Source organism: Aeromonas sp. 96A (genome assembly GCF_051919165.1).
Taxonomy (GTDB): Bacteria; Pseudomonadota; Gammaproteobacteria; order Enterobacterales; family Aeromonadaceae; genus Aeromonas; species Aeromonas veronii.
Map to the genome: position 1 here is coordinate 1,751,982 of NZ_JBQBFE010000001.1, position 25,822 is coordinate 1,777,803.

20 protein-coding genes and 1 pseudogene are annotated in these 25,822 nt (G+C 57.9%); 4 read left to right on the forward strand and 17 right to left on the reverse strand.

Going from position 1 to position 25,822, the window contains the following annotated elements:
* Positions 1 to 7 precede the first annotated feature (7 nt).
* The 16 genes and pseudogenes from dnaE to rpsB form a co-directional block, all read right to left on the reverse strand.
* Positions 8 to 3,487 (reverse strand): DNA polymerase III subunit alpha, encoded by a 3,480-nt coding sequence (gene dnaE / locus ACTG2W_RS07820; RefSeq protein ID WP_128836302.1) that lies wholly within the window; start codon positions 3,485 to 3,487, stop codon positions 8 to 10.
* A 38-nt stretch (positions 3,488 to 3,525) separates the two neighbouring features.
* The gene (rnhB, locus tag ACTG2W_RS07825; RefSeq protein WP_106842379.1) at positions 3,526 to 4,116 is read right to left on the reverse strand and encodes a ribonuclease HII; all 591 of its coding nucleotides are present in this window, start codon (positions 4,114 to 4,116) and stop codon (positions 3,526 to 3,528) included.
* Between the two features lie 118 nt (positions 4,117 to 4,234).
* Positions 4,235 to 5,374: a lipid-A-disaccharide synthase gene (lpxB, locus tag ACTG2W_RS07830; RefSeq protein WP_106842378.1), complete on the reverse strand. Its 1,140-nt coding sequence runs from the start codon at positions 5,372 to 5,374 to the stop codon at positions 4,235 to 4,237.
* Positions 5,367 to 6,158, reverse strand: a complete 792-nt coding sequence (gene lpxA / locus ACTG2W_RS07835; protein ID WP_106842377.1) for an acyl-ACP--UDP-N-acetylglucosamine O-acyltransferase — start codon at positions 6,156 to 6,158, stop codon at positions 5,367 to 5,369. The genes lpxB and lpxA overlap by 8 nt, the downstream gene beginning before the upstream one ends.
* Before the next feature lie 5 nt (positions 6,159 to 6,163).
* Positions 6,164 to 6,625: a 3-hydroxyacyl-ACP dehydratase FabZ gene (gene fabZ / locus ACTG2W_RS07840; protein ID WP_005338559.1), complete on the reverse strand. Its 462-nt coding sequence runs from the start codon at positions 6,623 to 6,625 to the stop codon at positions 6,164 to 6,166.
* Between the two features lie 24 nt (positions 6,626 to 6,649).
* Entirely contained in the window at positions 6,650 to 7,669 is a 1,020-nt protein-coding gene (gene lpxD / locus ACTG2W_RS07845; protein WP_005338561.1) for a UDP-3-O-(3-hydroxymyristoyl)glucosamine N-acyltransferase, read from the reverse strand.
* Between the two features lie 3 nt (positions 7,670 to 7,672).
* Positions 7,673 to 8,185 carry an OmpH family outer membrane protein gene (locus tag ACTG2W_RS07850; protein ID WP_005338563.1) on the reverse strand — a complete coding sequence of 171 codons (513 nt, stop codon included), beginning with the start codon at positions 8,183 to 8,185 and terminating at the stop codon, positions 7,673 to 7,675.
* Positions 8,186 to 8,334: 149 nt separating this feature from the next.
* Positions 8,335 to 10,866, reverse strand: coding sequence for an outer membrane protein assembly factor BamA (gene bamA, locus ACTG2W_RS07855; protein WP_106842376.1), 2,532 nt, complete (start codon positions 10,864 to 10,866; stop codon positions 8,335 to 8,337).
* A 34-nt stretch (positions 10,867 to 10,900) separates the two neighbouring features.
* Complete coding sequence (gene rseP / locus ACTG2W_RS07860) at positions 10,901 to 12,253, reverse strand: sigma E protease regulator RseP (protein ID WP_106842375.1); 1,353 nt, start codon at positions 12,251 to 12,253, stop codon at positions 10,901 to 10,903.
* A pseudogene (gene ispC, locus ACTG2W_RS07865) lies at positions 12,253 to 13,448 on the reverse strand (1-deoxy-D-xylulose-5-phosphate reductoisomerase). Before ispC ends, rseP begins: the two are co-directional and overlap by 1 nt.
* On the reverse strand, positions 13,448 to 14,305 hold the full coding sequence (locus ACTG2W_RS07870; protein ID WP_026034918.1) for a phosphatidate cytidylyltransferase: 858 nt from the start codon (positions 14,303 to 14,305) through the stop codon (positions 13,448 to 13,450). The pseudogene ispC and the gene ACTG2W_RS07870 overlap by 1 nt, the downstream one beginning before the upstream one ends.
* Positions 14,306 to 14,332: 27 nt before the next feature.
* Positions 14,333 to 15,109, reverse strand: coding sequence for a polyprenyl diphosphate synthase (gene uppS, locus ACTG2W_RS07875; RefSeq protein WP_005338574.1), 777 nt, complete (start codon positions 15,107 to 15,109; stop codon positions 14,333 to 14,335).
* Between the two features lie 72 nt (positions 15,110 to 15,181).
* Complete coding sequence (frr, locus tag ACTG2W_RS07880; protein WP_005338576.1) at positions 15,182 to 15,739, reverse strand: ribosome recycling factor; 558 nt, start codon at positions 15,737 to 15,739, stop codon at positions 15,182 to 15,184.
* 101 nt (positions 15,740 to 15,840) lie between these two features.
* The gene (gene pyrH, locus ACTG2W_RS07885) at positions 15,841 to 16,575 is read right to left on the reverse strand and encodes a UMP kinase (protein WP_005338577.1); all 735 of its coding nucleotides are present in this window, start codon (positions 16,573 to 16,575) and stop codon (positions 15,841 to 15,843) included.
* Between the two features lie 71 nt (positions 16,576 to 16,646).
* Positions 16,647 to 17,528, reverse strand: a complete 882-nt coding sequence (gene tsf, locus ACTG2W_RS07890) for a translation elongation factor Ts (protein WP_005338578.1) — start codon at positions 17,526 to 17,528, stop codon at positions 16,647 to 16,649.
* Between the two features lie 104 nt (positions 17,529 to 17,632).
* Positions 17,633 to 18,361: a 30S ribosomal protein S2 gene (gene rpsB, locus ACTG2W_RS07895; protein ID WP_005303470.1), complete on the reverse strand. Its 729-nt coding sequence runs from the start codon at positions 18,359 to 18,361 to the stop codon at positions 17,633 to 17,635.
* A 371-nt stretch (positions 18,362 to 18,732) separates the two neighbouring features.
* Between rpsB and map the strand changes: the two genes are divergently transcribed.
* The 4 genes from map to ACTG2W_RS07915 all read left to right on the forward strand — a co-directional run bounded on the left by map (position 18,733) and on the right by ACTG2W_RS07915 (position 23,756).
* Positions 18,733 to 19,521 carry a type I methionyl aminopeptidase gene (gene map, locus ACTG2W_RS07900; protein ID WP_021229216.1) on the forward strand — a complete coding sequence of 263 codons (789 nt, stop codon included), beginning with the start codon at positions 18,733 to 18,735 and terminating at the stop codon, positions 19,519 to 19,521.
* A gap of 85 nt (positions 19,522 to 19,606) precedes the next feature.
* Positions 19,607 to 22,243 carry a bifunctional uridylyltransferase/uridylyl-removing protein GlnD gene (gene glnD / locus ACTG2W_RS07905; RefSeq protein WP_100654337.1) on the forward strand — a complete coding sequence of 879 codons (2,637 nt, stop codon included), beginning with the start codon at positions 19,607 to 19,609 and terminating at the stop codon, positions 22,241 to 22,243.
* Between the two features lie 174 nt (positions 22,244 to 22,417).
* On the forward strand, positions 22,418 to 23,245 hold the full coding sequence (gene dapD / locus ACTG2W_RS07910; RefSeq protein WP_005338581.1) for a 2,3,4,5-tetrahydropyridine-2,6-dicarboxylate N-succinyltransferase: 828 nt from the start codon (positions 22,418 to 22,420) through the stop codon (positions 23,243 to 23,245).
* Positions 23,246 to 23,372: 127 nt separating this feature from the next.
* Positions 23,373 to 23,756 carry a DUF3461 family protein gene (locus ACTG2W_RS07915; RefSeq protein ID WP_005338583.1) on the forward strand — a complete coding sequence of 128 codons (384 nt, stop codon included), beginning with the start codon at positions 23,373 to 23,375 and terminating at the stop codon, positions 23,754 to 23,756.
* Between the two features lie 279 nt (positions 23,757 to 24,035).
* Here ACTG2W_RS07915 and ptsG read toward each other — a convergent pair whose 3' ends face one another.
* Positions 24,036 to 25,466 (reverse strand): PTS glucose transporter subunit IIBC, encoded by a 1,431-nt coding sequence (gene ptsG, locus ACTG2W_RS07920; protein ID WP_005338586.1) that lies wholly within the window; start codon positions 25,464 to 25,466, stop codon positions 24,036 to 24,038.
* Between the last annotated feature and the right edge of the window lie 356 nt (positions 25,467 to 25,822).

Genomic DNA, 25,822 nt, shown 5'->3' on the forward strand with positions numbered 1-25,822 from the left:
AGAACCTCTAATCAAAAACCAATTCAACCCGCTCTCGTCCAAGCAGGACTCGCAAGTCATCTATCAGTTGATCGGTGGGCGTCACCCGCCACTCGGTACCGAGCGTCAATCGCACCCGGGAGCCGGGGCGACGATAGTTTACCTGAACCGGACAGACTCCGGCACGGGCGGGCTCCAAAATCTCGCACAAACGCGGGAAAAAGCGATCATCAATCCGCTGTTCATCGAGGGAGATGCGGATTGCTCTGGCAAAACGCTCCCTCGCATCGTTGATATCCAGTAATTCTCGAGCCGACATTTTAAGGCCACCGGAGAAGTCATCAAAGCTGACCTGTCCAGAAACCACCAAAATGCGGTCTTTTTGCATCAATTCTTCATATTTTTCCAGCGCTTCACTGAACAGGGTCACATCGAGGCGACCGGAACGGTCGTCCAGGGTGAAGATCCCCATCTTGTTGCCACGCTTGGTCACCATGCTGCGAGCCGCAATCACCAGCCCCGCCGCCGTGGTTACGGTATCGCGGGAGGTGGGATGCAGATCGCACAGGCGACCCGAGGTATAACGACGCAATTCGCCGCTGTACTGGTTGATGGGGTGACCGGTCAGATAGAGTCCGAGGGTCTCGCGCTCCCCTTCCAGCCACACCTTGTCAGGCCAGTGCGGCACGTTGGCAAACGCCTTCTTGACGTCGTCAATCTCTTCGGTGAGCACGCCGAACATGTCGACCTGCCCCACTGCCTGCGCCTTGGCGTGCTGCTCGGCGGCCCGCATCGCCTCCTCCAGGGTCGCCATCAGGGCGGCGCGGTGGGGGCCGAGCCGATCCATGGCGCCGGAGAGGATCAGCTTCTCCATCACCCGCTTGTTGAGCTTCTTGATGTCGACCCGGTTGCAGAAGTCGAACAGATCGCGGAACGGGCCGTCCTGATCCCGGGCGCTCAAGATCGCATCGATAGGGCCTTCACCGACCCCTTTCACCGCCCCGATCCCGTAGACGATATGACCATCTTCGTTGACCGAGAAGCGATAGCGACCGGTGTTCACATCCGGCGGGATCACGGTGAGCCCCATCCGCTGGCACTCATCCACCAGGGTCACGATCTTGTCGGTGTTGTCCATATCGGCGGTCATCACCGCCGCCATGAACTCGGCCGGGAAATGGGTCTTGAGCCAGAGGGTCTGGTAGGAGACCAGCGCATAGGCGGCAGAGTGCGACTTGTTGAAGCCGTAGCCCGCAAACTTCTCCACCAGATCGAAGATCTTCATCGCCAGTTCGCCGTCGACGCCATTCTTGACGGCGCCCTCCTCGAAACCGGCCCGCTGCTTGGCCATCTCCTCGGGCTTTTTCTTGCCCATGGCACGGCGCAGCATGTCCGCGCCACCCAGGGTATAGCCCGCCAGGGTCTGGGCGATCTGCATCACCTGCTCCTGATAGAGGATGATGCCGTAGGTCGGTTCCAGAATCGGTTTCAGGCTCTCGTGCTGCCACTTCTCGTCCGGATAGGAGATCGCTTCATTACCGTGCTTGCGGTCGATGAAGTTATCCACCATGCCTGACTGGAGCGGGCCCGGTCGGAACAGGGCCACCAGTGCGATCATGTCTTCGAAGCAGTCGGGGCGCAGCCGCTTGATGAGATCCTTCATGCCGCGGGATTCCAGCTGGAATACCGCCGTGGTCTCGTAGCGCTGCAGCAGGTCGAACGACTTCTTGTCATCGATGGGGATGGCGGCGATATCGACCGGCGGCTTGCCCTCTTTGGCAAGACGCGGGTTGATCATGCCGAGCGCCCAGTCGATGATGGTGAGAGTGCGCAGACCGAGGAAGTCGAACTTCACCAGACCTGCGTATTCCACGTCGTTCTTGTCGAACTGGGTGACCGGGTGATGGCCCTCGTCATCGCAGTAGAGCGGCGCAAAGTCGGTGATCTTGGTGGGTGCGATCACCACGCCACCGGCGTGTTTACCGGCGTTGCGCACTACCCCTTCCAAGCGGCGGGCCATGTCGATGAGGTCTTTAACCTCCTCATCCTGCTCGTAGAGCTCGGGCAGCTTGGGCTCAGCCTCGAATGCCTTGGCAAGCGTCATGCCCGGATCCGGCGGGATCAGCTTGGAGATGCGATCCACAAAGCCGTAGGCATGGCCCAGCACTCGGCCCACGTCCCGCACTACTGCCTTGGCCGCCATGCTGCCGAAGGTGATGATCTGGGAGACCGCATCCCGGCCGTACATCTCGGAGACGTGCTCGATCACCTCATCGCGTCGGTCCATGCAAAAGTCGACGTCGAAGTCGGGCATGGATACCCGCTCGGGGTTCAGGAAACGTTCGAACAGCAGGTCAAATTCCAGCGGGTCGAGGTCGGTGATCTTGAGGGCGTAGGCAACCAGAGAGCCCGCCCCCGATCCCCGGCCCGGACCAACGGGAATGCCGTTGTCCTTGGACCACTGGATAAACTCCATCACGATGAGGAAGTAACCCGGGAAGCCCATCTGGTTGATCACTTTCAGCTCGATGTCGAGACGCTCGTCATACTCGGGACGTCGCTCGGCACGCACTTGCGGATCCGGGAACAGGAACTCGAGACGCTCCTCCAGACCCTCTTTCGATTTGGCCACCAGAAAATCTTCTGTGGTCATGTCGCCGGTCGGGAAGTTGGGCAGGAAGTATTCGCCGAGACGCACCGTCACGTTGCAGCGCTTGGCGATCTCCACCGTGTTTTCCAGCGCTTCGGGAATGTCGGCAAACAGCTCCGCCATCTCCTCCTGGCTGCGCAGGTACTGCTGGGGGCTGTAGCGACGGGGGCGGCGTTTGTCCATCAGGGTATAGCCATCGTGGATGGCAACCCGGATCTCGTGGGCATCGAAGTCATCGGCGTTGAGGAACACCACCTCGTTGGTGGCGACCACTGGCAGCTCGAACTCGGTGGCGATGGCCACCGCCATGTGCAGGTAGACCTCTTCGTCGGGTCGACCGGTGCGCAGCAGTTCGAGATAGTAGGCATCCGGGAAGTGGGTCTGATAGAAGGCGACACACTGCTCGGTCATCTGCCGGTTGCCCTTGAGCAGAAACTTGCCCACATCCCCCTCGCGGCCACCGGAGAGGACGATCACCCCCTTGGCATGCTCGGCGAGCCAGCTCTTGTCGATAACCGGCCGCCCTTGCACGTGGCCGCGCTGGTAACCGCGGGAAATAAGCAGGGTGATGTTCTGGTAGCCATCGTTATCCATGGCTAGCAGGGTGAGGCGGAACTGCTCGTCGCCGAGCTCATCGCTCTGCACCCAGAAGTCGGCACCGACGATGGGTTTGATCCCCTTGCCGTGGGCCGCGCCATAGAAGCGCACCAGACCGCACATGTTCATCTGATCGGTCAGCGCCAGCGCCGGCATGTTGTTGGCCGCAGCCGCCCCGACGATGGGGTTGATCTTCTGCAGGCCATCGACCATTGAGAAGTCGGAGTGGACTCGCAGGTGGATAAAACGGGGGTCAGCCATCGTCATCTCCTCTCGCTGCTCAAACTAAATGGCATGGTCTACTCGCTCCCCAGTGCGCGGCGCACCGGTTTGAAGCTCTTGCGATATTCGGGCAACGGGCCACGCTCGGCCAGAATGGCGAGGTGCTCAGGCGTAGGGTAACCCTTGTGGCGGGCAAAACCATACTCGGGATGACGGCTGTCCAGCTCGGTCATCTCGCCGTCGCGGGTCACCTTGGCGAGGATCGAAGCGGCGCTGATGGCGGCCACCAGGCTATCGCCCTTGACCACGGCACGCGCTTCCATCGGCAGCGCCGGACAGCGGTTGCCATCGATAAAGACCAGCTCGGGGGTGACCTTCAACCCCGCCACGGCGCGCTGCATCGCCAGCATGGTGGCATGCAGGATGTTGAGCTCGTCGATCTCCTCCGGAGTGGCGCGACCAATGGCCCAGGCGAGCGCCTTCTCTTTGATCTCGTCAAACAGCGCCAGCCGCTTCTTCTCGGAGAGCTTCTTGGAGTCGTTGAGCCCCGCGATCGGATTGGCGGGATCGAGAATGACCGCAGCGGTGACCACGTCACCCACCAGGGGGCCACGACCCACTTCGTCCACACCGGCAACCAGCTTGTCGTCAGGAATATCGATCATCATCTTGTAGCCTTGAATCAAAACAGGCCCCGTGGGGCCTGACAGGGGTCGACTGGCGCGGCATTACCGCTCGAAAACGAATGTACGGGTAGCGCGGCGCAATCGACGGTCCGAAATAGCGTTATCTGCCGAGCAGATCCGCCACCGCATCGGCGGCCTGCGAGTCGGCATTGCAGCGGATCAGCTGGTGCAGCTCGGTGAAGGTGTTGACCAGCGCACTGTTGTCGTGCTCGAAGTACTTGCTCACCTCTTCCACCAGATTCTCCGGGGTACACTCGTGCTGGATGAGTTCCGGCACCAGCATGCGACCGGCGAGCAGGTTGGGCAGAGAGACAAATTCGGTCTTTACCAGTCGCTGGGCCAGCCAATAGCTGAAGGGCTTGAGCTTGTAGCCCACCACCATCGGCTTTTTCACCAGCATGGCTTCGAGCGCCGCGGTGCCGGAGGCCAGCATCACCACGTCGGCGGCGATCATCGCCTCGCGGCCCTGCCCTTCCAGCAGCACCATGTCGAGACCCGGCGCTACCTCGGCCTTGATGGCCATAAACTGCTCGCGCCGTTTCTGGTTGACCAGCGGCACGATGAAGCCGAGATCCGGATAGCGCACCGTCAGGTGTTTGCACGCTTCGAGAAACAGGGGGGACATAAAGCCCACTTCTGCGGTGCGGCTGCCCGGCAGCACTGCCAGCCAGCGGCGATTGGCATCGATACCGAGATTGCGACGCACGGCAGCCTGATCCGGTACCAGCGGAATATCATCCGCCATGGTGTGGCCGACAAAACGGCAAGGGGCGTCGAAGCGGTCGTAGAAGGCTTTCTCGAACGGCAGGAAGGCGAGCACCATGTCGGTGGCAGCCTTGATCTTGTGAATGCGGTTCTGGCGCCAGGCCCACACAGAGGGGCTGACATAGTGAACCGTCTTGATACCGGCGCGGCGCAGTTTCAGCTCCACTCCGATATTGAAGTCCGGTGCATCCACGCCGATGAAGATATCGGGCGGATTGGCAATAAAGTGGCGCAACAGTTCGCGACGGACTTTGAGGATGCGCGGCAGACGGCCCAGCACCTCGGTGATCCCCATGACGGAGAGCTCTTCCATCTCGAACAGCGCCTTGACGCCGAGGGCCTGCATCCGCGGCCCGGCGATCCCTTCGAACTGCGCATCCGGGTAGCGGTCCTGCAACTCGCGCACCAGACCGGCAGCCAGAATGTCGCCGGAGACCTCTCCGGCGACGATACCGATACGAACCGGATCAGGCACGGATGATCCCGCGCTCGTTATCTTTGAGGAAGTCCACATAGAGCTGGACGGCCGGTTCGGCTTGCGCCATCTCGATCAACACCGGCAGCACCTCGTCGATGGTCTTGCCGGAGCGGAAGATCTCTTTGTAGGCACGCTTGACGGCAGAGATGGCGTCGGCGCTGAAACCGCGGCGACGCAGACCTTCGGAGTTGACCCCGAACGGCTTGGCGTAGTTGCCGGCGGCCATCACGTAAGGCGGCACGTCCTTGTTCAGGGCGGCACAGCCACCGACGAAGGCGTGGGAGCCGACGCGGCCAAACTGGTGAATGGCGGAGAGACCACCAAAGATCACGAAGTCACCGATCACCACGTGGCCCGCCAGGGTCGCGTTGTTGGCGAAGATGCAGTTGTCACCGATGATGCAATCGTGGGCAACGTGAACGTTGACCATGAACAGGTTGCCGCTGCCCACCTTGGTCAGGGATTGATCCTGAATGGTGCCACGGTGGAAAGTGCAGTTCTCGCGAATGACGTTGTTGTCGCCAATCTCGAGGAAGGTGCGCTCACCGGCGTACTTCTTGTCCTGGCAATCCTCACCGATGGAGGTGTGCTGGAAGATCTTGTTGCCGCGACCAATCTTGGTCGGGCCCTTGATCACCACATGGGAACCTACCCAGGTGTTGTCACCGATTTCCACCTCGGCGCCGATGACAGAAAAGGGGCCGATTTCAACCCCTTTACCGATCACGGCAGACTCATGGACGATGGCAGTATCGTGAATGATGGCAGTCTGGTCGATCACGTGTGTTAAACCTCGCGTTTGGCGCACATCAGCTCGGCGGTACAGACCACTTCACCGTCGACGGTGGCGACACCGGTGAACTTGGCAATACCGCGACGCTCTTTCAGGAACTCCACGTCGAGCACCAGTTGGTCACCGGGGCCGACCGGACGCTTGAAGCGAGCGTTGTCGATTGAGGCAAAATAATAGAGTTCGTTGGGAGACGGCTTGCCCACCATGGTAAAGGCCAGGATACCGGTGGCCTGTGCCATCGCTTCCAGGATCAGTACGCCAGGGAACACCGGCTTGGCCGGGAAGTGCCCCTGGAAGATCGGCTCGTTGAACGAGACGTTCTTGATGGCACGCAAGGTTTTGCGCTCATCGCTGATCTCGTAGTCGTCTACACGATCCACCATCAGAAACGGATAACGGTGGGGCAGCAGATCCATGATTTCCTGGATACCCAGGCTCTTCTTTTCAGTAGTCAAAACAGTACCCTATACCAATCGTGATTATTCTTGATCCAGCTTCTTCTCAAGCTTGCTTAACCGCTTGTGCATCTCTTCGATACGCATCACCCGGGCGGCGGTCTTGCGCCACTCTTTATTGGTTTGCAGAGGGATGCCGGAAGAGTAGACACCGGGCTCGGTAATGGGTCGCATCACCATGGCCATACCGGTGACGGTGGCCTGGTCGCAGATCTCCATATGCCCGTTAAAGACGGAAGCGCCGCCAATGATACAGTATTTGCCGACCTTGAGACTACCAGCCATCACGGTCGAGCCCGCCACGGCGGTGCCGTAACCGATTTCCACGTTGTGGGCGATCTGGCACTGGTTGTCGATGATGACGTTGTCAGCAATGCGGGTATCTTCCAGCGCACCGCGGTCAATGGTGGTACAGGCACCGATCTCGACCCGGTTGCCAATGGTCACACCGCCGAGTTGGGGGATCTTGATCCACTCGCCACGCTCGTTGGCATAACCGAAACCATCGGCCCCGATCACTGTGCCGGATTGAACCAGACAGTCGGTACCCATGGTCACATTGTGATAGAGGGTGACGTTAGCCCACAGCCGGGAGCGGGCTCCCAGCCGGGTATTTTTGCCAACAAAACAGCCCGGGCCAATGCGTACATCGTCACCCAGCACGACGCCGGATTCGATCACTGCATTGGCGCCGATGGCCACTCTCTCGCCCAGTTGCACGTCAGCCGCGATAACGGCGCTCGGATGAATATCCGTGGCCGGCTGCGGGGTGGTGTCCAGCAGTTGGGCTACCCGGGCAAAGCCCACATAGGGGTCTTTGAGCACCAGGGCATTGGTGGGACAAAATGGCAGATCCGCTTCTGTAATGAGCACGGCGGTCGCCTTGCTCTGCTCCAGATAGTGCCGGTACTTCTTGTTGGACAGGAAGGTGATATCCCCCTCCCCGGCCTTTTCCAGTGTCGCTACCTTGCGGATTTCCAGGGTTCCGTCGCCATGGACCTGGGCCCCCAGTTGCTGGGCCAGCTGTGCGAGAGTGAATGCCATCAATTAGTTGCTCTTGCTTACCTGAGAAATAACCTGGCCGGAGATGTCCAGCTTGCTAGCGGCATACGGGGCGGCGTTGCGCTCCAGCACCAGATCGTAACCATTGCTCTTGGCGATGGAATCGATGGCAGCCTGCACCTTGGTCAGGATCTTGTTGCGCTCTTCGGACTGACGGCGACCGTTGTCCTGCTCAAAGGCTTGACGCTTCTGGTTGAACTCCATCTGCAGCTTGGCCAGCTTCTCCTGATTCTGCTTCTTCTGCTCGGCGCTCATGAAGGCTTCATCCTTGCGGAACTTCTCGACCAGCTTTTGGCCTTCCTGTTCCAGCTTCTGCAACTCACGCATGCGCGGCTCGAATTCACCTTTCAGCTTGGCTGCAACGGCTTCACGCTGGGGCAGCTTTTGGAAGACTTCGCCCATATCCACCACGGCGATCTTGGTCTCAGCGAAGGCAGAACCCATGCCGGCAGCCATCAGTGCAAAGCTCAAACCAGCTACTTTCAACGCTTTATTCACACTTACTCCTTGTTCCCTCATGGCGAGGGCTACCTGATTTACCCGATTATGCAAGCGGCGTTAGGACCGTCTTGTTACCTGGTGAGGCACGCATACCGCGCGTCCCATCATTGAAGACCCCCACCGCATGGGTGGGGGTGAAACTCTGCTTAGAAAGTACGACCGATGTTGAAGGAGAAGAACTCGGTGCGATCCCCTTCATATTTCTTGATTGGTTGTGCCAGTGCGAACACCAGCGGGCCCATCGGCGAGAGCCACTGCAAGGAAATACCGGCAGAGACCCGGATATTGCCCGGGTTGGAATAGTCCTGACTCAGGTAGTTGCAGTTAAACCCATCTGCACAGGGATATGCCCCGTTGGCAAAATCAGTGCTCCAGACGGTACCAGCATCAACAAATGCGGTGGTACGGATCTGCGGACGATAGGTCTCTGAGACAAATGGGGTCGGGAAGACCAGTTCCAGTGATGCGACAGCCAGAGCATTGCCACCGACCGAGGTATCTGACCCCTCATACAAACAACTACCTTCAGAGTTTTTCTTACATGTCGGACTATCTGCACCAGTCGGTTTGTTATAAACCGGATAGATGGCTTTTGGACCAATCGTATTGCTCTTGAAGCCACGTACCGTATCGAAACCACCGGCATAGTAGTTCTCAAAGAACGGCAGCATGGGATCATCACCATAGCCGTTACCGTAGGAGATACGCCCCTTGCCGATCATCACCCAGCTGTGATCCGCATCGAGCGGGAAGTAGTGGGCATCTTCGGCAGAGAGCTTGTAGTACTGCAGCTCCATGCCCGGCACAGTCAACTTGGCGTTGACACGCTGACGCTCACCGGCTGTCGGGAACATCCCCTTGTTCAGGGTAGAGCGGGTCCAACCAGCGGTCACATCGACGGTCACGAAGTCGAGGTTGGAGCCATCCTGTGAGTAGATATTCCAGAACTGATCCATCTGTACCGACTGACGGTTATCGTTCCACTGATCCCAGCAGTAATCAGGATTGCTCTGATTTTCACTCACACACTGAGCATAATTTTGCGCATTAAAGGAAGGGCGGCTCAGCTTGGTGCTCTCGATACCGGTACTGAAGTCGAGACGGTTGAACTCGTTGACCGGGAAGCCGCTGGAGAGACGGAAACCGATGGTTTCGTTCTCGTAATCGACGATATCGGCATCATCGGCGCGGAACTGGTTGTAGTAGACCCGACCACCCAGGCTGACACCATCCACGGTGAAGTAGGGGTCGTTGTAGCTCAGGTCAACGTTCTTGGAGTAGTCGTTGGTGCTGGCGTTGATGGAGACCTTTTTACCGGTACCCATAAAGTTGTCCTGGGAGATCCCCGCCTGCAGGCTCAGACCCGATTCGGTACCGTAACCGATACCGGCGTTGATGGAGCCTGCTGGCTGCTCCTTGACCTTGAAGTCGAGGTCAACCAGATCATCGTTGCCCGGCACCCGCTTGGTGTCCACTTCGACGCTCTCGAAATAACCAAGGCGGTTGAGACGGCTCTTGGACTGCTCGATGTTGTCGGAGGAGAGCCAGGTGCCTTCCATCTGGCGCATCTCGCGACGCAGCACCTGATCTTCGGTGGTGGCATTACCGCTGAAGTTGATGTTACGCACATAGACACGGGGGCCCGGCTCAACGTTGACGATCAGCTCCACTTCCTTGGTCTTGTCATTGACCTGCGGGAAGGTGACCACTTTCGGATAGGCGTAGCCGTAACGGCCGAGGAACTTGGAGAGCACCTCTTCGGTATGAGTCACCTGACTGGCAGAGTAGGTGCTGCCAGCAGCGATCGGGATCAATCCCTTCATCTCGCCACCGCGATCGATCAGGTCACCCTTGAGCTGGACACCGGAGACCTTGTACTGATCCCCTTCCTTGATGTTGAGGGTGACGTAGACGCCCTTCTTGTCGGGGGTCATGGAGACCTGGGTAGACTCCTGCTGGAAGCGGATATAGCCGCGGTCCATGTAGTAAGAGCGCAGGGTCTCGATATCACCGGCCAGTTTCTGCTTCTGATAGCGCTGATCGGCGGTGAAGTTCCACCAGGGCACTTCGTCGCGCAGGGAGAGCTGGGCAATCAGCTTCTCTTCAGGGAAAACGCTGTTGCCGACGATGTTGATCTGCTGGATCTTGGCCGCTTCCCCTTCCACAAAGGTGAACTTGAGGTCGACCCGGTTGCGCGGCAACGGGGTGACGATGGCCTTGACCTTGGCTGAGTATTTACCCACGCCATAGTAGAAATCTTCCAGTCCCTTCTCGAGGGAGGTGAGTACGGTGCGATCCAGCGGATCACCCACACGGATACCGGAGGACTCCAGACTCTGGGTCAGTTGCTCCTCTTTGATATCCTTGTTGCCGGCAAACTCGATGCTGGAGATGGTCGGACGCTCCTTGACCATCACCTGCAGCACCTGGCCGTCACGGTAAACCTTCACATCCTCGAAGTTACCCGAGGCATAGAGCTTCTTGATGGCGCTGGCCAGAGCCACGGAGTCGACGGTATCACCGACCCGGATCGGCAGGTTCAACAGTGCGGCACCCAGGGTCACCCGTTGCAGACCTTCGACCTGGATATCTTGCACCACAAAAGAGGCAGGGGCCGCCTGGGCCAGGAAACTGGCACCCAGCAGGCAACTCAACACCAATGCTTTTTTAACAGCCATTTTGTTCTTATGTGTCCTTGTTGATGCTCTGGCCTCAGAGGCGAGCGAAATCGTTAAACAGCGCAATGCCCATCAATAACATCAGAATGGCGGCGCCGATCCTGAAACCCACTTCCTGTATTTTCTCTGATACCGGCTTGCCGGTGACCGCTTCGATAAGGAAATAGACCAGATGGCCACCATCGAGCACCGGCAGGGGGAATAGATTGATAATCCCCAGGTTGACGCTGATCAGCGCCAGAAAACTCAAGAAATAGACCAGACCATAGTCGGCACTGCTGCCGGCGCCCTTGGCAATGGAGATGGGGCCGCTCAGGTTGTCCAGTGACACGATGCCACCGATCAACTTGCCAATCATGTCAAAGGTGAGCGTGATCAGGCTCCAGGTCTTGTCCGCGCCATGCCACAGCGCCTGCAAAGGCCCATACTGTAACAGAATTCGATATTCATCCGGTAATGGAACCAGTTGTGGCGAGAGACCGACGAATCCTACCAGCTTGCCCTGCACCTTGCGGCTATCCGGGGTCAGGGTCACGTTGAGATCACTGTTGTTGCGCTCAACTACCACTTGCAGGGGTTCACCCGGTGCCTGCTGCACCAGTTCGACAAACTGGGCCCACGCGGTAACAGGCTGATCGCCGACCTGTTTGATACGGTCACCGACCTGCAGCCCCGCCTTTTCACTGGCACTCTTGGCCACCACGGCAGCCACGACGGGCAACACTTTGCCACTCAGGGGGACGATCCCCAAGCTGCCGATGGGCGACTCTTTATCCGGATCGAAGGTCCAGCCGGTCAGCGACAAGGTTTTATCGGTGGCATAGCTGGTATTGGGTGCCTGCACTTTCAGGGTGACTGCATCATCACCCAGATGGCTGATAAGGGCGTAGGTGACGCTCTCCCAGTCACCGGTCTGCTCATCGCCGACCCCGACAATCTCCATCCCCGGCAGCACACCCGCCTCGGCCACGATGGATGCCGGACGCACTTCACCGATCACCGGCTTGACGCTCGGCACCCCGATGATAAACATCAGCCAGAGGGCAAACAGGGCAAACACGAAGTTGGCCATGGGACCTGCGGCGACAATCGCCATCCGCGCCCAGACACTCTTGTGGTTGAAGGCATACTGCTCGTCACCGGGCTTGAGTTCATCGACCCGGCCATCGAGCATCTTGACGTAACCACCGAGCGGGATCAGCGCCAGCACATATTCGGTGCCATCTTTACCCATCCTGCGCCAGATCGCCTTGCCAAAACCGATGGAGAAGCGCTCAACCTTGACGCCACAACGACGGGCCACCCAGAAGTGACCAAACTCGTGCACCGCGACCAGCAGGCCCAGCGCAACAACAAAAGCACCGATATTCCACAACACACCGCCCATCAGCCAAGCTCCTCAATCAAAGTGTGAGCACGGGCTCTTGCCGCACCGTCCAGGGCAAACAGATCATCGAGCGAGCCGACGGCGCTGCTCTCCAGCGCCAGCATCACGGCCTCGTTGATCCGGGCAATATCCATAAAGCCGATGCGCCCGGCCAGGAAGGCGGCAACCGCCTCCTCGTTGGCCGCATTGAGCGCAGTAGTCGCCGCTTGTCCCTTCTGGCAGGCATTGATGGCCAGCGCCAGACAGGGGTAGCGATCATAATCAGGCCGGATAAAGCTGAACTCTCCGACACTGAAGAAATCCAAAGGTTCCACACTGGAGGGGATGCGATTGGGGTAAGCCAGCGCATGGGCGATGGGGGTACACATATCCGGATTGCCAAGCTGAGCGAGCACGGAGCCATCCTTGTACTGCACCATGGAGTGGATCACCGACTGCGGGTGGATCACCACCTGGATCTGCTCGGGCGCCGCATTGAACAACCAGCGCGCCTCGATGTACTCCAGCCCTTTGTTGATCATGGTGGCGGAGTCGACCGAAATCTTGGCCCCCATCGACCAGTTTGGATGAGCGATGGCCTGCGCCGGCGTCACCTTGGCCAGCTCGCTGATCTCGGTGTAACGGAACGGGCCGCCAGAACCGGTCAGCAAAATCTTGCTGATCCCCGCCGCCGCCAGATCGCAAAAACCGGGCTGGCGCTGCACGGCGGTCGGCAGACACTGGAAGATGGCATTGTGTTCGCTGTCGATGGGCAGCAGCTCGGCGCCATGTTCGCGCACGGCTTCCATGAAGAAAGCACCGGACATCACCAGCGCCTCCTTGTTGGCCAGCAAAATACGCTTGCCGGCACGTACCGCGGCCATGGTCGGGGCCAGACCGGCCGCCCCCACAATGGCGGCCATCACGCTATGGGCGTCGGGGTGAGCGGCAACCTCGCAAAGGGCTGCCGCACCAGACATGACCCGGGTCGCACTGCCGTGCGCTTTCAGGCGGGCAGCCAGTTCACGGGCTGCATCCTCATCGACCATCACGGCAAAACGGGGGAGAATTCGAGGCAGTCCTGCAACATGGCATCCACGTTGCGGGCGGCGGTCAACGCCAATACTTGCCAACTGCCCGGGTTATGGCGCAGCACTTTCAAGGTACTCTGACCAATGGAGCCGGAGGCCCCCAGAATAACCAGTGACTTGTGCATCAAAACTCCTGACTGAGTAGCAGATAACTGAGCAGAAACACCGGCAGGGCGGCGGTCAGGCTGTCGATCCGGTCGAGAATGCCGCCATGACCAGGCAGCAGAGTGCCGGAGTCCTTGATGCCTGCTTCGCGCTTGAACATGCTCTCGGTCAGATCGCCGAGTACGGAGGCAAGCACCGCCAGCAGAGAGCAAAACAGCACGGTGATCATCTTGGCAGGAACAAATCCCATCGACCAGGTAACGCCGATGGCCAGCAGGCTGGCGGTAAAGAGGCCGCCACACATCCCTTCGATGGTTTTGCCCGGACTCACAGCCGGTGCCAGCTTGTGCTTACCGAACGCCTTGCCGAAAAAATACGCGCCAGAATCTGCCGCCCAGACCAGTCCCATCACGAACAACAGGATCCAAGCGCCCATCATGGGGTCATGGTAAAAGTTGTAACCACGGATGGCGACCAGCGACCAGAAGAAGGGAACCAGGGTCACCAGACCAAACAGCGACTTGAGCCAGATAGACTCTTTCCACAGCTTGGCGCTTTGGGGATAGCGCAGCACCAGCAGCAGACCCAGCAACCACCAGCTTACCGCGGTCCAGAGCACGCCCATCACGAGGGGGTGCAGGTGGGGCGTCCAGAGTTGCTCCACCGGCAGCCAAAAGAGGCTGGCACCGAGCAACAGACAAAATACGATGGGTAACCATTGTTGCGGAGCAGCAGAAACAAACCCACTCCATTCGCGACTGGCCAACAAAAACACCAGCGCAGCCAACAGGGCAAAAAATTTCAATGGCAGAAAGAAGAGCGCCCCCAACACCAGGGGGATCAACATCAAAGCAGTAATAATTCGTTGTTTTAGCAAAAGAAACCTCTCTCTTGGGAGCGGGGTTTAGCCGGTCTGCTGCTCGGCGATCAATTCCCGTATCTGTTCACCCGTGCAACCGAAGCGACGCTCGCGGGCAACGAAAGAGGCAACCGCCTCACTGAACTCGGCCTCGTTGAAATCGGGCCACAATACCGGGGTAAAATAGAGCTCGGCATAGGCGAGCTGCCATAACACAAAGTTGCTGATGCGATGATCGCCACCGGTGCGGATCAACAGGTCCACGGGTGGTAGATCGGCCATGCAAACCTCGCGGGTCAACATGGATTCATCAATGTCGTCAGCGGCCAGTTCACCGGCCGCCACTGCTTTAGCCAGCTTGCGGGCCGCTTGGGCGATATCCCACTGGCCGCCATAGTTGGCCGCAATGTTCAGGGTCAACCCCTTGTTATTGGCGGTCAAGGCTTCCGCCTTGGCGATTTTGGCCTGCAACCGCTCACTAAAGCGAGCAGTATCGCCAATCACCTTGAGCCGGATCCCGTTGTTGTGCAGTTTCTGCACCTCACGACCCAGCACTGTGATGAACAGTTCCATCAAGGCACTGACCTCCCCTTCCGGGCGGCGCCAGTTCTCGCTGGAGAATGCAAACAGGGTCAATGCCTCGATCTTGGCACGCGCAGCAAAGGTAACGGCCTCGCGCACTGACTTGACGCCCGCCTTGTGGCCATAAACCCGCATCTTGCCTCGGTTCTGGGCCCAGCGACCGTTACCATCCATGATGATGGCGACGTGACGGGGTAAAGACGAGTTGGCACAATCACCCAACGCAGCCAAAAGCGACATGTAATTCTCCCACAAAGACAAAAGCGCCGTGCAGGGGCACTACACGGCGCTCGTAATATACCTTTCAGACGGTTAGATTTCCATTAGCTCCTTCTCCTTTACGGCAAGGGCCTCATCGACCAGCTTGATGTAGGAGTCGGTCAGTTTCTGGATCTCTTCCTGGGCGCGACGGTCGTCATCCTCGGAGATCTCTTTGTCCTTCAGCAACGCTTTCAGGTCGGCGTTGGCGTCACGACGGATGTTGCGCACGGCAACACGAGCGTTTTCCGCTTCGGCACGGACGATCTTGGTCAGGTCACGACGACGCTCTTCGGTCAGCGGCGGCAGCGGCACGCGCAGGGTCTGGCCATTGCTGGACGGGTTCAGGCCCAGATCGGAGGTCAGGATCGCCTTCTCTACCGCCTGGATCATGGATCGGTCAAAAATGGAGATGGAGAGGGTGCGAGCATCTTCTGCCACGACGTTGGCCAACTGTTTCAGCGGAGTGGCAGCACCGTAATACTCAACCTGGATGCCGTCGAGCAGGCTCGGGTGAGCGCGGCCGGTCCGGATCTTGGACATTTGAGTCTTGAGCGCTTCTACGCTCTTGCCCATACGGTCCTTGGCGTCGTTTTTAATCTCGTTGATCACAGTGGTTTTCCTTTTGGCGAACGAGCCGCTACACGGCCCGTGTCTATCTTATTTACTGACGTGATGGATAGGATAAGAGCGCCAGGTGGCTCACTTTTATCTTATTTACCAACGTGGTGGATCAGAGTGCCTTCCGGTTCACCCATGACAACCCGGCGCAGGGCACCCGGTTTGTTCATGTTGAACACGCGGATCGGCAGATCATGGTCACGTGCCAGGGTAAAGGCAGCAAGATCCATCACCTTGAGCTCTTTTTCAAGAACTTCATCATAACTCAGTTCATGATACAGCACGGCATCCGGATTCTTGACCGGATCTTCGTTGTATACACCATCAACCTTGGTGGCTTTGAGCACCACGTCGGCTTCGATCTCGATCCCGCGCAGGCAAGCCGCAGAATCGGTAGTGAAGAAGGGGTTGCCGGTACCGGCAGAGAAGATAACGACTTTGCCAGCACGCAGCTGGCTGATTGCCTCGGCCCAGCTGTAGGAGTCGCAGACGCCTTGCAGGGAGATGGCAGACATCAGACGGGCATTCACATAAGCACGATGCAGGGCATCACGCATGGCCAGACCGTTCATCACGGTTGCCAGCATACCCATGTGGTCGCCCACCACGCGGTTCATGCCCGCTTTGGCAAGACCGGCACCACGGAACAGGTTGCCGCCACCGATGACCAGACCGACCTGAACACCCAACTCAACCAGTTCTTTGATCTCTTGGGCCATCCGCTCCAGCACCGCCGGATCAATGCCGAAACCCTCGGATCCTTGCAGGGCTTCACCACTCAACTTCAGAAGAACACGTCTGTATGCAGGTTTGGGATTGGTACTCATGTCACTGATTCCTGGTCATATAAAGACCGCGACATAAGTCGCGGTCTGGGGAAACGGAAAAACCGGTTCGATTAGGCCTTTTGAGCGGCCGCGATTTGGGCTGCAACTTCAGCAGCGAAATCGGTCTCTTGCTTCTCGATGCCTTCGCCCACTTCGAAACGGGTGAAGGAGACAACGTCAGCGCCTTCTTTCTTCAGCAGCTCGGCAACGGTCATGGAAGGATCTTTCACGAACGGTTGACCAGTCAGGGAAACCTCACCGGTGAACTTCTTCATGCGGCCTTCAACCATCTTCTCGGCGATCTCTTTCGGCTTGCCGGAGTTGATGGCGATGTCGATCTGGATTTCGCGCTCTTTGGCAACGACTTCAGCAGACACGTCTTCAGGCTTGACGAATTGCGGGCTGTTGGCAGCAACGTGCATGGCCAGATCTTTGGCCAGCTCGGCAGAACCACCGGTCAGCTTGGTGATAACACCAATGCGGGAACCGTGAACGTAGGTACCCAGGTTGTCACCTTCAACCAGCATCACGCGACGCAGGTTCATGTTCTCACCGATCTTGGCGATCAGGTTGGTGATGGTCAGCTCGACGGATTCGCCGTTACCGAAGTCAGCGGCTTTCAGCGCGTCAACGTCAGCAATTTTCTGGGTCGCAGCGATGTCAGCGATCTTCTGGCCCATTGCCATGAAGCTGGCATCTTTGGCGACGAAGTCGGTTTCGCTGTTCAGCTCGATCATGACGGCAACGTTGCCTTCGGTGCGAGCAAAGATAACGCCTTCAGCGGCGATACGGCCAGCTTTCTTGGCGGCTTTGGCCTGACCGGATTTGCGCATGTTCTCAATTGCCAGCTCGATATCACCAGCAGCTTCTTCCAGTGCTTTTTTGCAATCCATCATGCCAGCGGCGGTGCGCTCGCGCAGTTCTTTTACCAGGGCGGCAGTAACGTTAGCCATGTCCAGTATCCTCGGTCTTGAATTGACAAGAAACAGGGGCCACAAGGGCCCCTGCTAACCAATTACATCAGCTTGGTTAATAAGGGCTTTACAGTCCTTATCAATTACTCAGCTTCAACGAAGCCATCTTGTTCGGCTTGAACAACGATGTCCTGAGCGCGAGCTTCCAGTACGGTGTCAGCAGCAGCATTCAGGTACAGCTGTACGGCACGGATAGCGTCGTCGTTACCCGGGATGACATAGTCAACGCCGTCCGGGTTGGAGTTGGTATCAACGATGGAAACTACCGGGATACCCAGGTTATTGGCTTCTTTGATAGCGATATGCTCGTGGTCGGCATCGACAACGAACAGAACGTCAGGCAGGCCGCCCATGTTCTTGATACCACCCAGGCTCTTCTCCAGCTTTTCCATTTCGCGAGTACGCATCAGCGCCTCTTTCTTGGTCAGCTTGTCGAAGGTACCGTCCTGGCTCTGGGTTTCCAGATCTTTCAGGCGCTTGATAGACTGACGAACGGTTTTCCAGTTGGTCAGCATACCGCCCAGCCAGCGGTGGTTTACATAGAACTGGTCGCAACGCTCAGCGGCTTCTTTTACGGCTTCAGACGCGGCACGCTTGGTACCAACGAACAGTACCTTGCCTTTCTTGGCAGCTACGGAGCTGATGAAGTTCATGGCATCGTCAAACATCGGAACGGTTTTTTCCAGGTTGATGATGTGAACTTTGCTGCGGGCACCGAAGATGTAGGATTTCATTTTCGGGTTCCAGTAACGAGTCTGGTGACCGAAGTGAACGCCGGCTTGCAGCATGTCGCGCATAGAAACTTTAGCCATTTTATACCTCTGTATTGGGGTTAGGCCTCCACACATCCCATATAACCGACCCGTTAAGGCACCCCGGCATATGTGTCGATGTGTGTGTGTTGTTTAAGTAAGGGTGATGAAATCGGGACGCAAGTTCCCCATTCCGGCGCGCTTTATACCATAACTTTGTTCAGGACACCACCGGCCGACACCCTAAACAGGTGTAAATATGGATCCCGCCAGAGGATGCTGCGACGCTGATTTGACGTTGTGATGACAATCACACTGGAAGTACGAGGGGGTTGCGGATAAAATTTTGCCCTGATTGCAAACGCATCTATTTTTCATTACCTGTCCTGTCTGCCCTCGCAGGCCCAGCGGCAGGCCGCAAGAGAGATCCCATGTCCATTAAAATCAAGACACCGGAAGAGATTGAAAAGATGCGCGTTGCCGGCCAATTGGCCGCCGATGTGCTGGTCATGATTGCGCCCCATGTCAAAGCTGGCGTCACCACTGACGAACTGAACACCCTCTGCCACGACTATATTGTCGACGTACAACAGGCGGTTCCAGCTCCGCTCAACTACCACGGCTTCCCCAAATCCATCTGCACCTCGGTGAACGATGTGATCTGCCACGGTATCCCGAATCACAAGAAGCTGCGCGATGGCGACATCATCAACCTGGATATCACCGTTATCAAGGATGGTTACCACGGCGATACCTCGGCCATGTTCATCGTGGGTGAAACCACCCCGCTGCGCCGCCAGCTCTGCAAGGTTGCGCAAGAGAGCCTCTATGCCGCCATCAAGAAGGTGCGTCCGGGTGCCTGCATCACCGAGATTGGCGCCGTCATTCAACCCATCGTCGAGAAGGCCGGTTTTTCTGTGGTGCGTGACTACTGCGGTCACGGTATCGGTGCCGAGTTCCACGAAGAGCCGCAGATCCTCCACTACCGCAACAGCGGCAAGCTGGAGCTGAAAGCGGGCATGTGCTTCACCATCGAGCCCATGGTCAACAGCAAGAAGTATCACTGCAAGGTCAATCCGAAGGATGGCTGGACCGTGACCACCAAGGATGGCGGCGACTCCGCCCAGTGGGAACACACCCTGCTGGTGACCGATGATGGCTGCGAGGTGCTCACCCTGCGCCCCGATGACACTATCGACCGCTTCATCAAACACAGCTAACATCAAACCCCGGCCCTGAACTTCCAAAGCGCCGGGGTTTTTACTTCTGTTTCAGCCGTTTGCCTGCCACTGTGTGTGAGATGCCATGGACGCCAGCCTGCTTTCCCCCCATTTGTTACCCGATGACCAGCTCACTCGCGACAACTGCAAAGAGTACCTGAGCCGCTTTCTCGGCTGGCTGCACGCCCGTTTCGATGCCGGTGACAACATCATCGAGCTGGTTGCCACCCGCTCCGAATACATGGATCAGCTGCTCTGCCGGCTGTGGCAGAAGTTCGGCTTCGACAAGAGCGACCTCACCCTCATCGCGGTGGGGGGATATGGTCGCGGCGAGCTGCACCCCCACTCCGATATCGACCTGCTGATCCTCTATGACGGCGACGAGCTGGACGAGGTGCTGGGGCTGCGGATCGGCGAGTTCATCACCTTGCTGTGGGATCTCAAGCTGGAGGTGGGTCAGGCGGTGCGCAACGTGGCGGAGTGCCTCGAGCAGGGGCGCGCCGATATTACGGTCGCCACCAACCTCATTGAGGCCCGCTACATCACAGGTCGCCAAGAGGGTTTCCGACAACTGAAAGAGGCAACCGGCCCCCAGCACTTCTGGCCGAGCGAAGCCTTCTTTCGCGCCAAGCGCCAGGAGCAAGCGGAGCGTCATCAGCAATTTCTCGGCACCGCCTACAAGCTGGAGCCCGATCTCAAGAGTAATCCGGGCGGCCTGCGGGATATTCAAACCCTCGCCTGGGTCGCCCGCCGCCACTTCGGCGCCACTACCTTGTTCGAGATGACCAGCCACGGCTTTCTCAACCGCGCCGAGTACCGCGAGCTGCTCGACTGCCAGAATTTTCTCTGGAAAGTGCGTTTCGCCCTGCATATGGCGATCAACAAGGGAGATAACCGCCTGCTGTTCGATCGCCAGCGCACCGTAGCCCAGATGCTGGGGTTCGAGGGGGAAGGCAACACTCCGGTCGAGCAGATGATGAAGCGCTTCTACCAGACGGTGCGGCGGGTCTCCGAACTCAACGAGATGCTGCTGCAGTTGTTTGACGAGGCGATCCTCGGCAACACCGCCATGGATGTGCGCCGCCTCTCCGACGAGTTCCAGCTCCGTGGCCGTCTCATCGATGCAGTGGATGCGGAGCTGTTTAGCCGTGAACCGGCCGCTATCCTGCGCCTCTTCTATCAGATGGCCCAGCATCCCGAGATTGCAGGCATCCACTCGGCCACCCTGCGCCAACTGCGCGAGGCACGCCGCAAACTCAACTGCTGGTTGCAGGACTTGCCCGACTGCCGTCGCCTCTTTATGGCGCTGCTGCGCCACCCCAACGGCATCGGCCTGCCGCTCACCCTGATGCACAAGTACGGCATCCTCGCCGCCTATCTGCCGCAGTGGAACCTCATCGTCGGCCAGATGCAGTTCGACATGTTCCACGCCTACACGGTGGATGAGCACACCCACCGGCTGCTCAAGAACATCCACCAGTTCCCCAATCCGGCCAGTCGCCAGAGCCACCCGCTCTGCCACGAGGTCTTCACCCGGCTGCGCAAACCGGAGCTGCTCAGCATCGCCGCCCTGTTCCACGATATAGCCAAGGGACGGCGTGGCGATCACTCGGAACTGGGCGCCGTCGATGCGCTGGAGTTCTGCCAGCTGCACGGTCTGGATCGCTACGAGAGCCGACTGGTCGCCTGGCTGGTGCGCCACCATCTGCTGATGTCGGTTACCGCCCAGCGCCGCGATATCTACGATCCCGACGTGGTCACCGACTTTGCCCAGAAGGTGCGCGACGAGCAGCATCTCGACCTGCTCTACTGCCTTACCGTGGCTGATATCTGCGCCACCAACGACACCCTGTGGAACGACTGGAAGGGCACCCTGCTGCGGGAGCTCTACTTCGCGACCCAGAAGGCGCTGCGCCAAGGGTTGGAGAACCCGCCCGACATGCGGCTGCGCATTCGCGAAAACCAGCGTCAGGCCAAGCAACTGCTGGCGCAACGGGATGTATCGGAAGAGGCGATCAATCAGCTCTGGGCCGATTTCAAGGCCGACTACTTCCTGCGTCACAGCCCGGAGCAGATCGCCTGGCACTGCCGCCATATCATCGAGCATGGCGACAATCCGGCACCGCTAGTGATCATCGGCAAACACCCGACCCGCGGCGGCAGCGAGGTATTTATCTACTGCCGCGATACCCCGAATCTGTTTGCCACCGTGGCCTCGGCGCTGGATCAGAAAAACCTTAACATCCACGACGCCCAGATCATGAACTCGCGCAGCAACTATGTGCTCGATACCTTCGTGGTACTGGAGCCAAGCGGCGAACCCATCAGCCCCAACCGCACCGCCACCATCAAGAAAGCGCTGGAGAAGGCGCTGCAGGAGCCGGGCAAGCTGGTGCTGCGCAACAAGCCGCTGTCGCGGCGCCACCGCCAGTTCAGCGTACCGACCCGGGTAGTCTTCCTGCCTCATAAAGGGGAGAGCCGTCACACCCTGATGGAGCTGACTGCCCTCGATACCCCCGGCCTGCTGGCTCGGATCGGTGCCGTTTTCCAGCAGTGCGGGCTGTCGCTGCACGCCGCCAAAATCGCCACTTTCGGTGAGAGGGTCGAGGACTTTTTCAGCCTGACCAGCCTCGATGGCGAGCCATTGACCGCCGAGCAGCAAAAACAGCTGGAAGAGCGACTGGTACACCAGCTCAATCCCCAACAGTCGGTGCTGGATTAAACGAAGAGTGATTCGAAAGAGGCTGGTTGTCGGGCGTTTTTTGCCATGCCAAACAACTGGTTGGCGCACACCGGATGAAGAAATGGCCACTGGCCGGAAGAATTCCGGTCAACCCCTTAAAAACAGTCGGAAAAGTGTGATACAACAAACAGAATTTTTTAAAGGAAACCTGTCATGACCGAGTTGCAACAGATCATTGAAGCGGCCTTCGAGCGCCGCGACACCATTACTCCGGGCTCCGTGGATAGCGCCACCAAGTCCGCCATCCTGCAAGCCATCGACCTGCTGGACTCCGGCAAGGCACGGGTTGCCGAGAAGATCGCCGGTGAGTGGGTTGTCCATCAGTGGTTGAAGAAAGCGGTACTGCTCTACTTCCGCATCAACGACAACGGCATCATCAAGGGCGACGATGCCCAATACTACGACAAGGTTCCCCTCAAGTTCTCCAACTACACTGCCGAGCAGTTCAAGGAAGCGGGGGTGCGCGTGGTGCCGCCGGCGACCGCCCGCAAAGGCTCCTTTATCGCCCCCAATACCGTGCTGATGCCCTCCTATGTCAACATCGGCGCCTTCGTTGACGAAGGTACCATGGTCGATACCTGGGCTACTGTCGGCTCTTGCGCCCAGATCGGTAAGAACGTCCACCTCTCCGGCGGCGTCGGCATCGGCGGCGTACTGGAACCGCTGCAGGCCAACCCGACCATCATCGAAGACAACTGCTTTATCGGTGCCCGCTCCGAAGTGGTTGAAGGGGTCATCGTCGAGGAAGGTTCCGTCATCTCCATGGGCGTCTTTATCGGCCAGTCCACCCGCATCTATGACCGCGAAACCGGCGAAATCCACTACGGCCGCGTACCGGCTGGCTCCGTGGTCGTCTCCGGCTCCCTGCCCTCCAAATGCGGCAAGTACAGCCTCTACGCAGCGGTGATCGTCAAGAAGGTCGATGCCAAAACCCGCGCCAAAGTCGGCATCAACGCCCTGCTGCGCTCCATCGACGAGTAATCAGCATTGCTGTGATCAAAAGGGCGCCTGATGGCGCCCTTTTGATTTTGGCGTCCCTGTCACAGGCAAGCCATGAGGCATCGGTTAAGATGGATGGGACAGGATCGTTTCAAACCGAGGAAGCCTGATGTACGAGAATCTGAAGAGCCTGGGGATCCAGGATCCCGCCTCCGTCGACAGCTACACCCTGCGCCAGGAGGCCAACCACGACATCCTCAAGATCTACTTCAAGAAGCAGAAGGGCGAGTTCTTCGCCAAGAGTGTCAAATTCAAGTATCCCCGCCAGCGCAAGACCATGCTGGTCGACTCCGGTACCCATGAGTACAAGGATGTCACCGAGATCAACGCCAACCTCAAGTATGTGGTGGATGAGCTGGACAACCTGACCCAGGGCGTTCATCAGCAGGCCGACCCGGACATCAAGCAGAAGATCCTGCGCGACCTGCGCCATCTGGAAAAAGTGGTGCAGAACAAGATCAGCGAAATCGAGCGGGATCTGGAGAAACTCTAATCCCCCCGACTCGACAAAAGAGCGCCCAGGTGGCGCTCTTTTTATTGGCTGGCTTTATGGGGCTATGGGGTTATCTGGCAATGCCGTGCGATAAGGTGAGCGGAGCACACCACCTTGTGCTGTTGGGCCACCATTGGGCAACCCGTTACATATCGCCCCTTGGGCAAAGAGACTCCTGCCGAGATCGATCTACAGCGACTCGCACGCTCCATAACCACAAATAGCAAGAGGGAGGCTTTCGCCTCCCTCTTCAAACACGCTGATATTCAGGCAACAGGATTAGTTGCTCTTCATCCAGATGTCCATGTCAGTTTTCAGGTTGTCGGACTTGGTACCGAAGATGGCTTGAACGCCGGAACCAGCCACTACCACACCGGCTGCACCCAGTTTCTTCAGACCAGCCTGGTCAACTTTGGCAACATCTTTCACGCCAACACGCAGACGGGTGATGCAGGCATCCAGAGAAGCGATGTTCTCTTTACCACCGAAGGCGGCAACCAGAGCAGCAGACATCTCGTCTTTGCCTTGGCCAACGGCCTCTTCAGCAGTCTCGTCTTCACGACCCGGGGTTTTCAGGTTCATGGCACGGATAACGAAGCTGAATACGACGTAGTAGATAGCCGCGTAAACCAGACCCAGACCAACCAGCAGCAGCATGTTGTCGGCACGCGGTGATTGCACCACGAAGTCGATGAAGCCGTTGGAGAAGGTGTGACCGTGTACGATACCCAGAGAGTTGGTCAGCACATAAGCCAGACCAGCCAGTACAGCGTGGATTGCGTACAGAACCGGAGCGATGAACAGGAAGGAGAATTCAATCGGCTCGGTGATACCGGTCAGGAAAGAGGTCAGGGCTGCAGAGGCCATGATACCAACGATCTTGGCACGGTTTTCCGGCTTGGCAGCGTGAGCAATGGCGAACGCAGCAGCAGGCAGACCGAACATTTTGAACAGGTAGCCACCAGCCAGCTGACCGAAACCGTTACCGGCAGCGCGGGAAGCGTCATCAGCAGTCAGGAAGCAGGTCATGATACCGTGAACAGTTTCACCGGCACCGTTGACGCAGGTACCAGCCTGATAGAAGAACGGTACGTTCCAGATGTGGTGCAGACCGAACGGGATCAGGGAGCGCTCAACCACGCCGTAGATACCGAAGGCCAGTACCGGGTTCTGGTTGGCAGCCCAGTCAGAAAAGGCACCGATGGCGCCACCCACTGGCGGCCAAATCACGGACAGGATCACACCCAGACCGATAGAGAGGAAACCGGTGATGATGGGTACGGCACGTTTGCCCGCGAAGAAGCCCAGGTATTCTGGCAGCTGGATCTTGTAGAAACGGTTGAACGCCCAGGCAGCGATACCACCGGCCAAGATACCACCCAGCACGCCGGTTTCGATGGTTTCAACACCCATCACAGGTGCCATGACCTTCAGGGTTGCGACCATGATGCCGTAGCCAACGATGGCTGACAGACCGGATACACCGTCGTTATTGGTAAAGCCCAGAGCAACACCCACTGCAAACAGCAGGGCCATCTGGCCAAATACAGAACCACCGGCTTGCTCCATCAATTGGGAGACAATTTCCGGCATCCAGCTGAAGTGGGCAGCACCCACCCCCAGCAGAATACCTGCGACTGGCAAGACTGATACTGGCAGCATCAGCGCCTTACCAACCTTTTGCAGATTAGAGAAAGCATTTTTGAACATTGTGTGCGCTCCTGAATGGATTGTCGTCCCTGAACGATCTATCTGGATGAAATAAGGACTGATTCATTCAGATATCTTCGAGTCGGGCTTGTTTATTTTGACCATCAGAATATAACCCAGCGGGTCATAAATTGCTGCTTTCGAAGGCGGGGGAATATTGAATTTGGAGGGAAGATCACAACTTGTTTAGCGGCTAAAAAACGCATCTAATATAAGTTAATAATCCGCACCATCACTCTATTACAAAGACATATAAATAGCAGTTTCACTTTGTATTTTAATAATGCCATTTACATCAAACAGCAACCTATTGTAACCAAGTGTAACGGCGTGACTTTTATTTATTACAGTCTACC

Coding starts and splice junctions, on each gene's coding strand:
- ptsG (WP_005338586.1), bottom strand. CDS start 25,466: ATGTTCAAAAATGCTTTCTCTAATCTGCAAAAGGTTGGTAAGGCGCTG.
- rseP (WP_106842375.1), bottom strand. CDS start 12,253: ATGGGCGGTGTGTTGTGGAATATCGGTGCTTTTGTTGTTGCGCTGGGC.
- ACTG2W_RS07915 (WP_005338583.1), top strand. CDS start 23,373: ATGTACGAGAATCTGAAGAGCCTGGGGATCCAGGATCCCGCCTCCGTC.
- uppS (WP_005338574.1), bottom strand. CDS start 15,109: ATGTCGCTTTTGGCTGCGTTGGGTGATTGTGCCAACTCGTCTTTACCC.
- dapD (WP_005338581.1), top strand. CDS start 22,418: ATGACCGAGTTGCAACAGATCATTGAAGCGGCCTTCGAGCGCCGCGAC.
- rnhB (WP_106842379.1), bottom strand. CDS start 4,116: ATGATGATCGATATTCCTGACGACAAGCTGGTTGCCGGTGTGGACGAA.
- pyrH (WP_005338577.1), bottom strand. CDS start 16,575: ATGAGTACCAATCCCAAACCTGCATACAGACGTGTTCTTCTGAAGTTG.
- tsf (WP_005338578.1), bottom strand. CDS start 17,528: ATGGCTAACGTTACTGCCGCCCTGGTAAAAGAACTGCGCGAGCGCACC.
- glnD (WP_100654337.1), top strand. CDS start 19,607: ATGGACGCCAGCCTGCTTTCCCCCCATTTGTTACCCGATGACCAGCTC.
- bamA (WP_106842376.1), bottom strand. CDS start 10,866: ATGGCTGTTAAAAAAGCATTGGTGTTGAGTTGCCTGCTGGGTGCCAGT.
- rpsB (WP_005303470.1), bottom strand. CDS start 18,361: ATGGCTAAAGTTTCTATGCGCGACATGCTGCAAGCCGGCGTTCACTTC.
- dnaE (WP_128836302.1), bottom strand. CDS start 3,487: ATGGCTGACCCCCGTTTTATCCACCTGCGAGTCCACTCCGACTTCTCA.
- map (WP_021229216.1), top strand. CDS start 18,733: ATGTCCATTAAAATCAAGACACCGGAAGAGATTGAAAAGATGCGCGTT.
- lpxD (WP_005338561.1), bottom strand. CDS start 7,669: ATGGCATTCACTCTCGCACAGCTGGCCCAGCAACTGGGGGCCCAGGTC.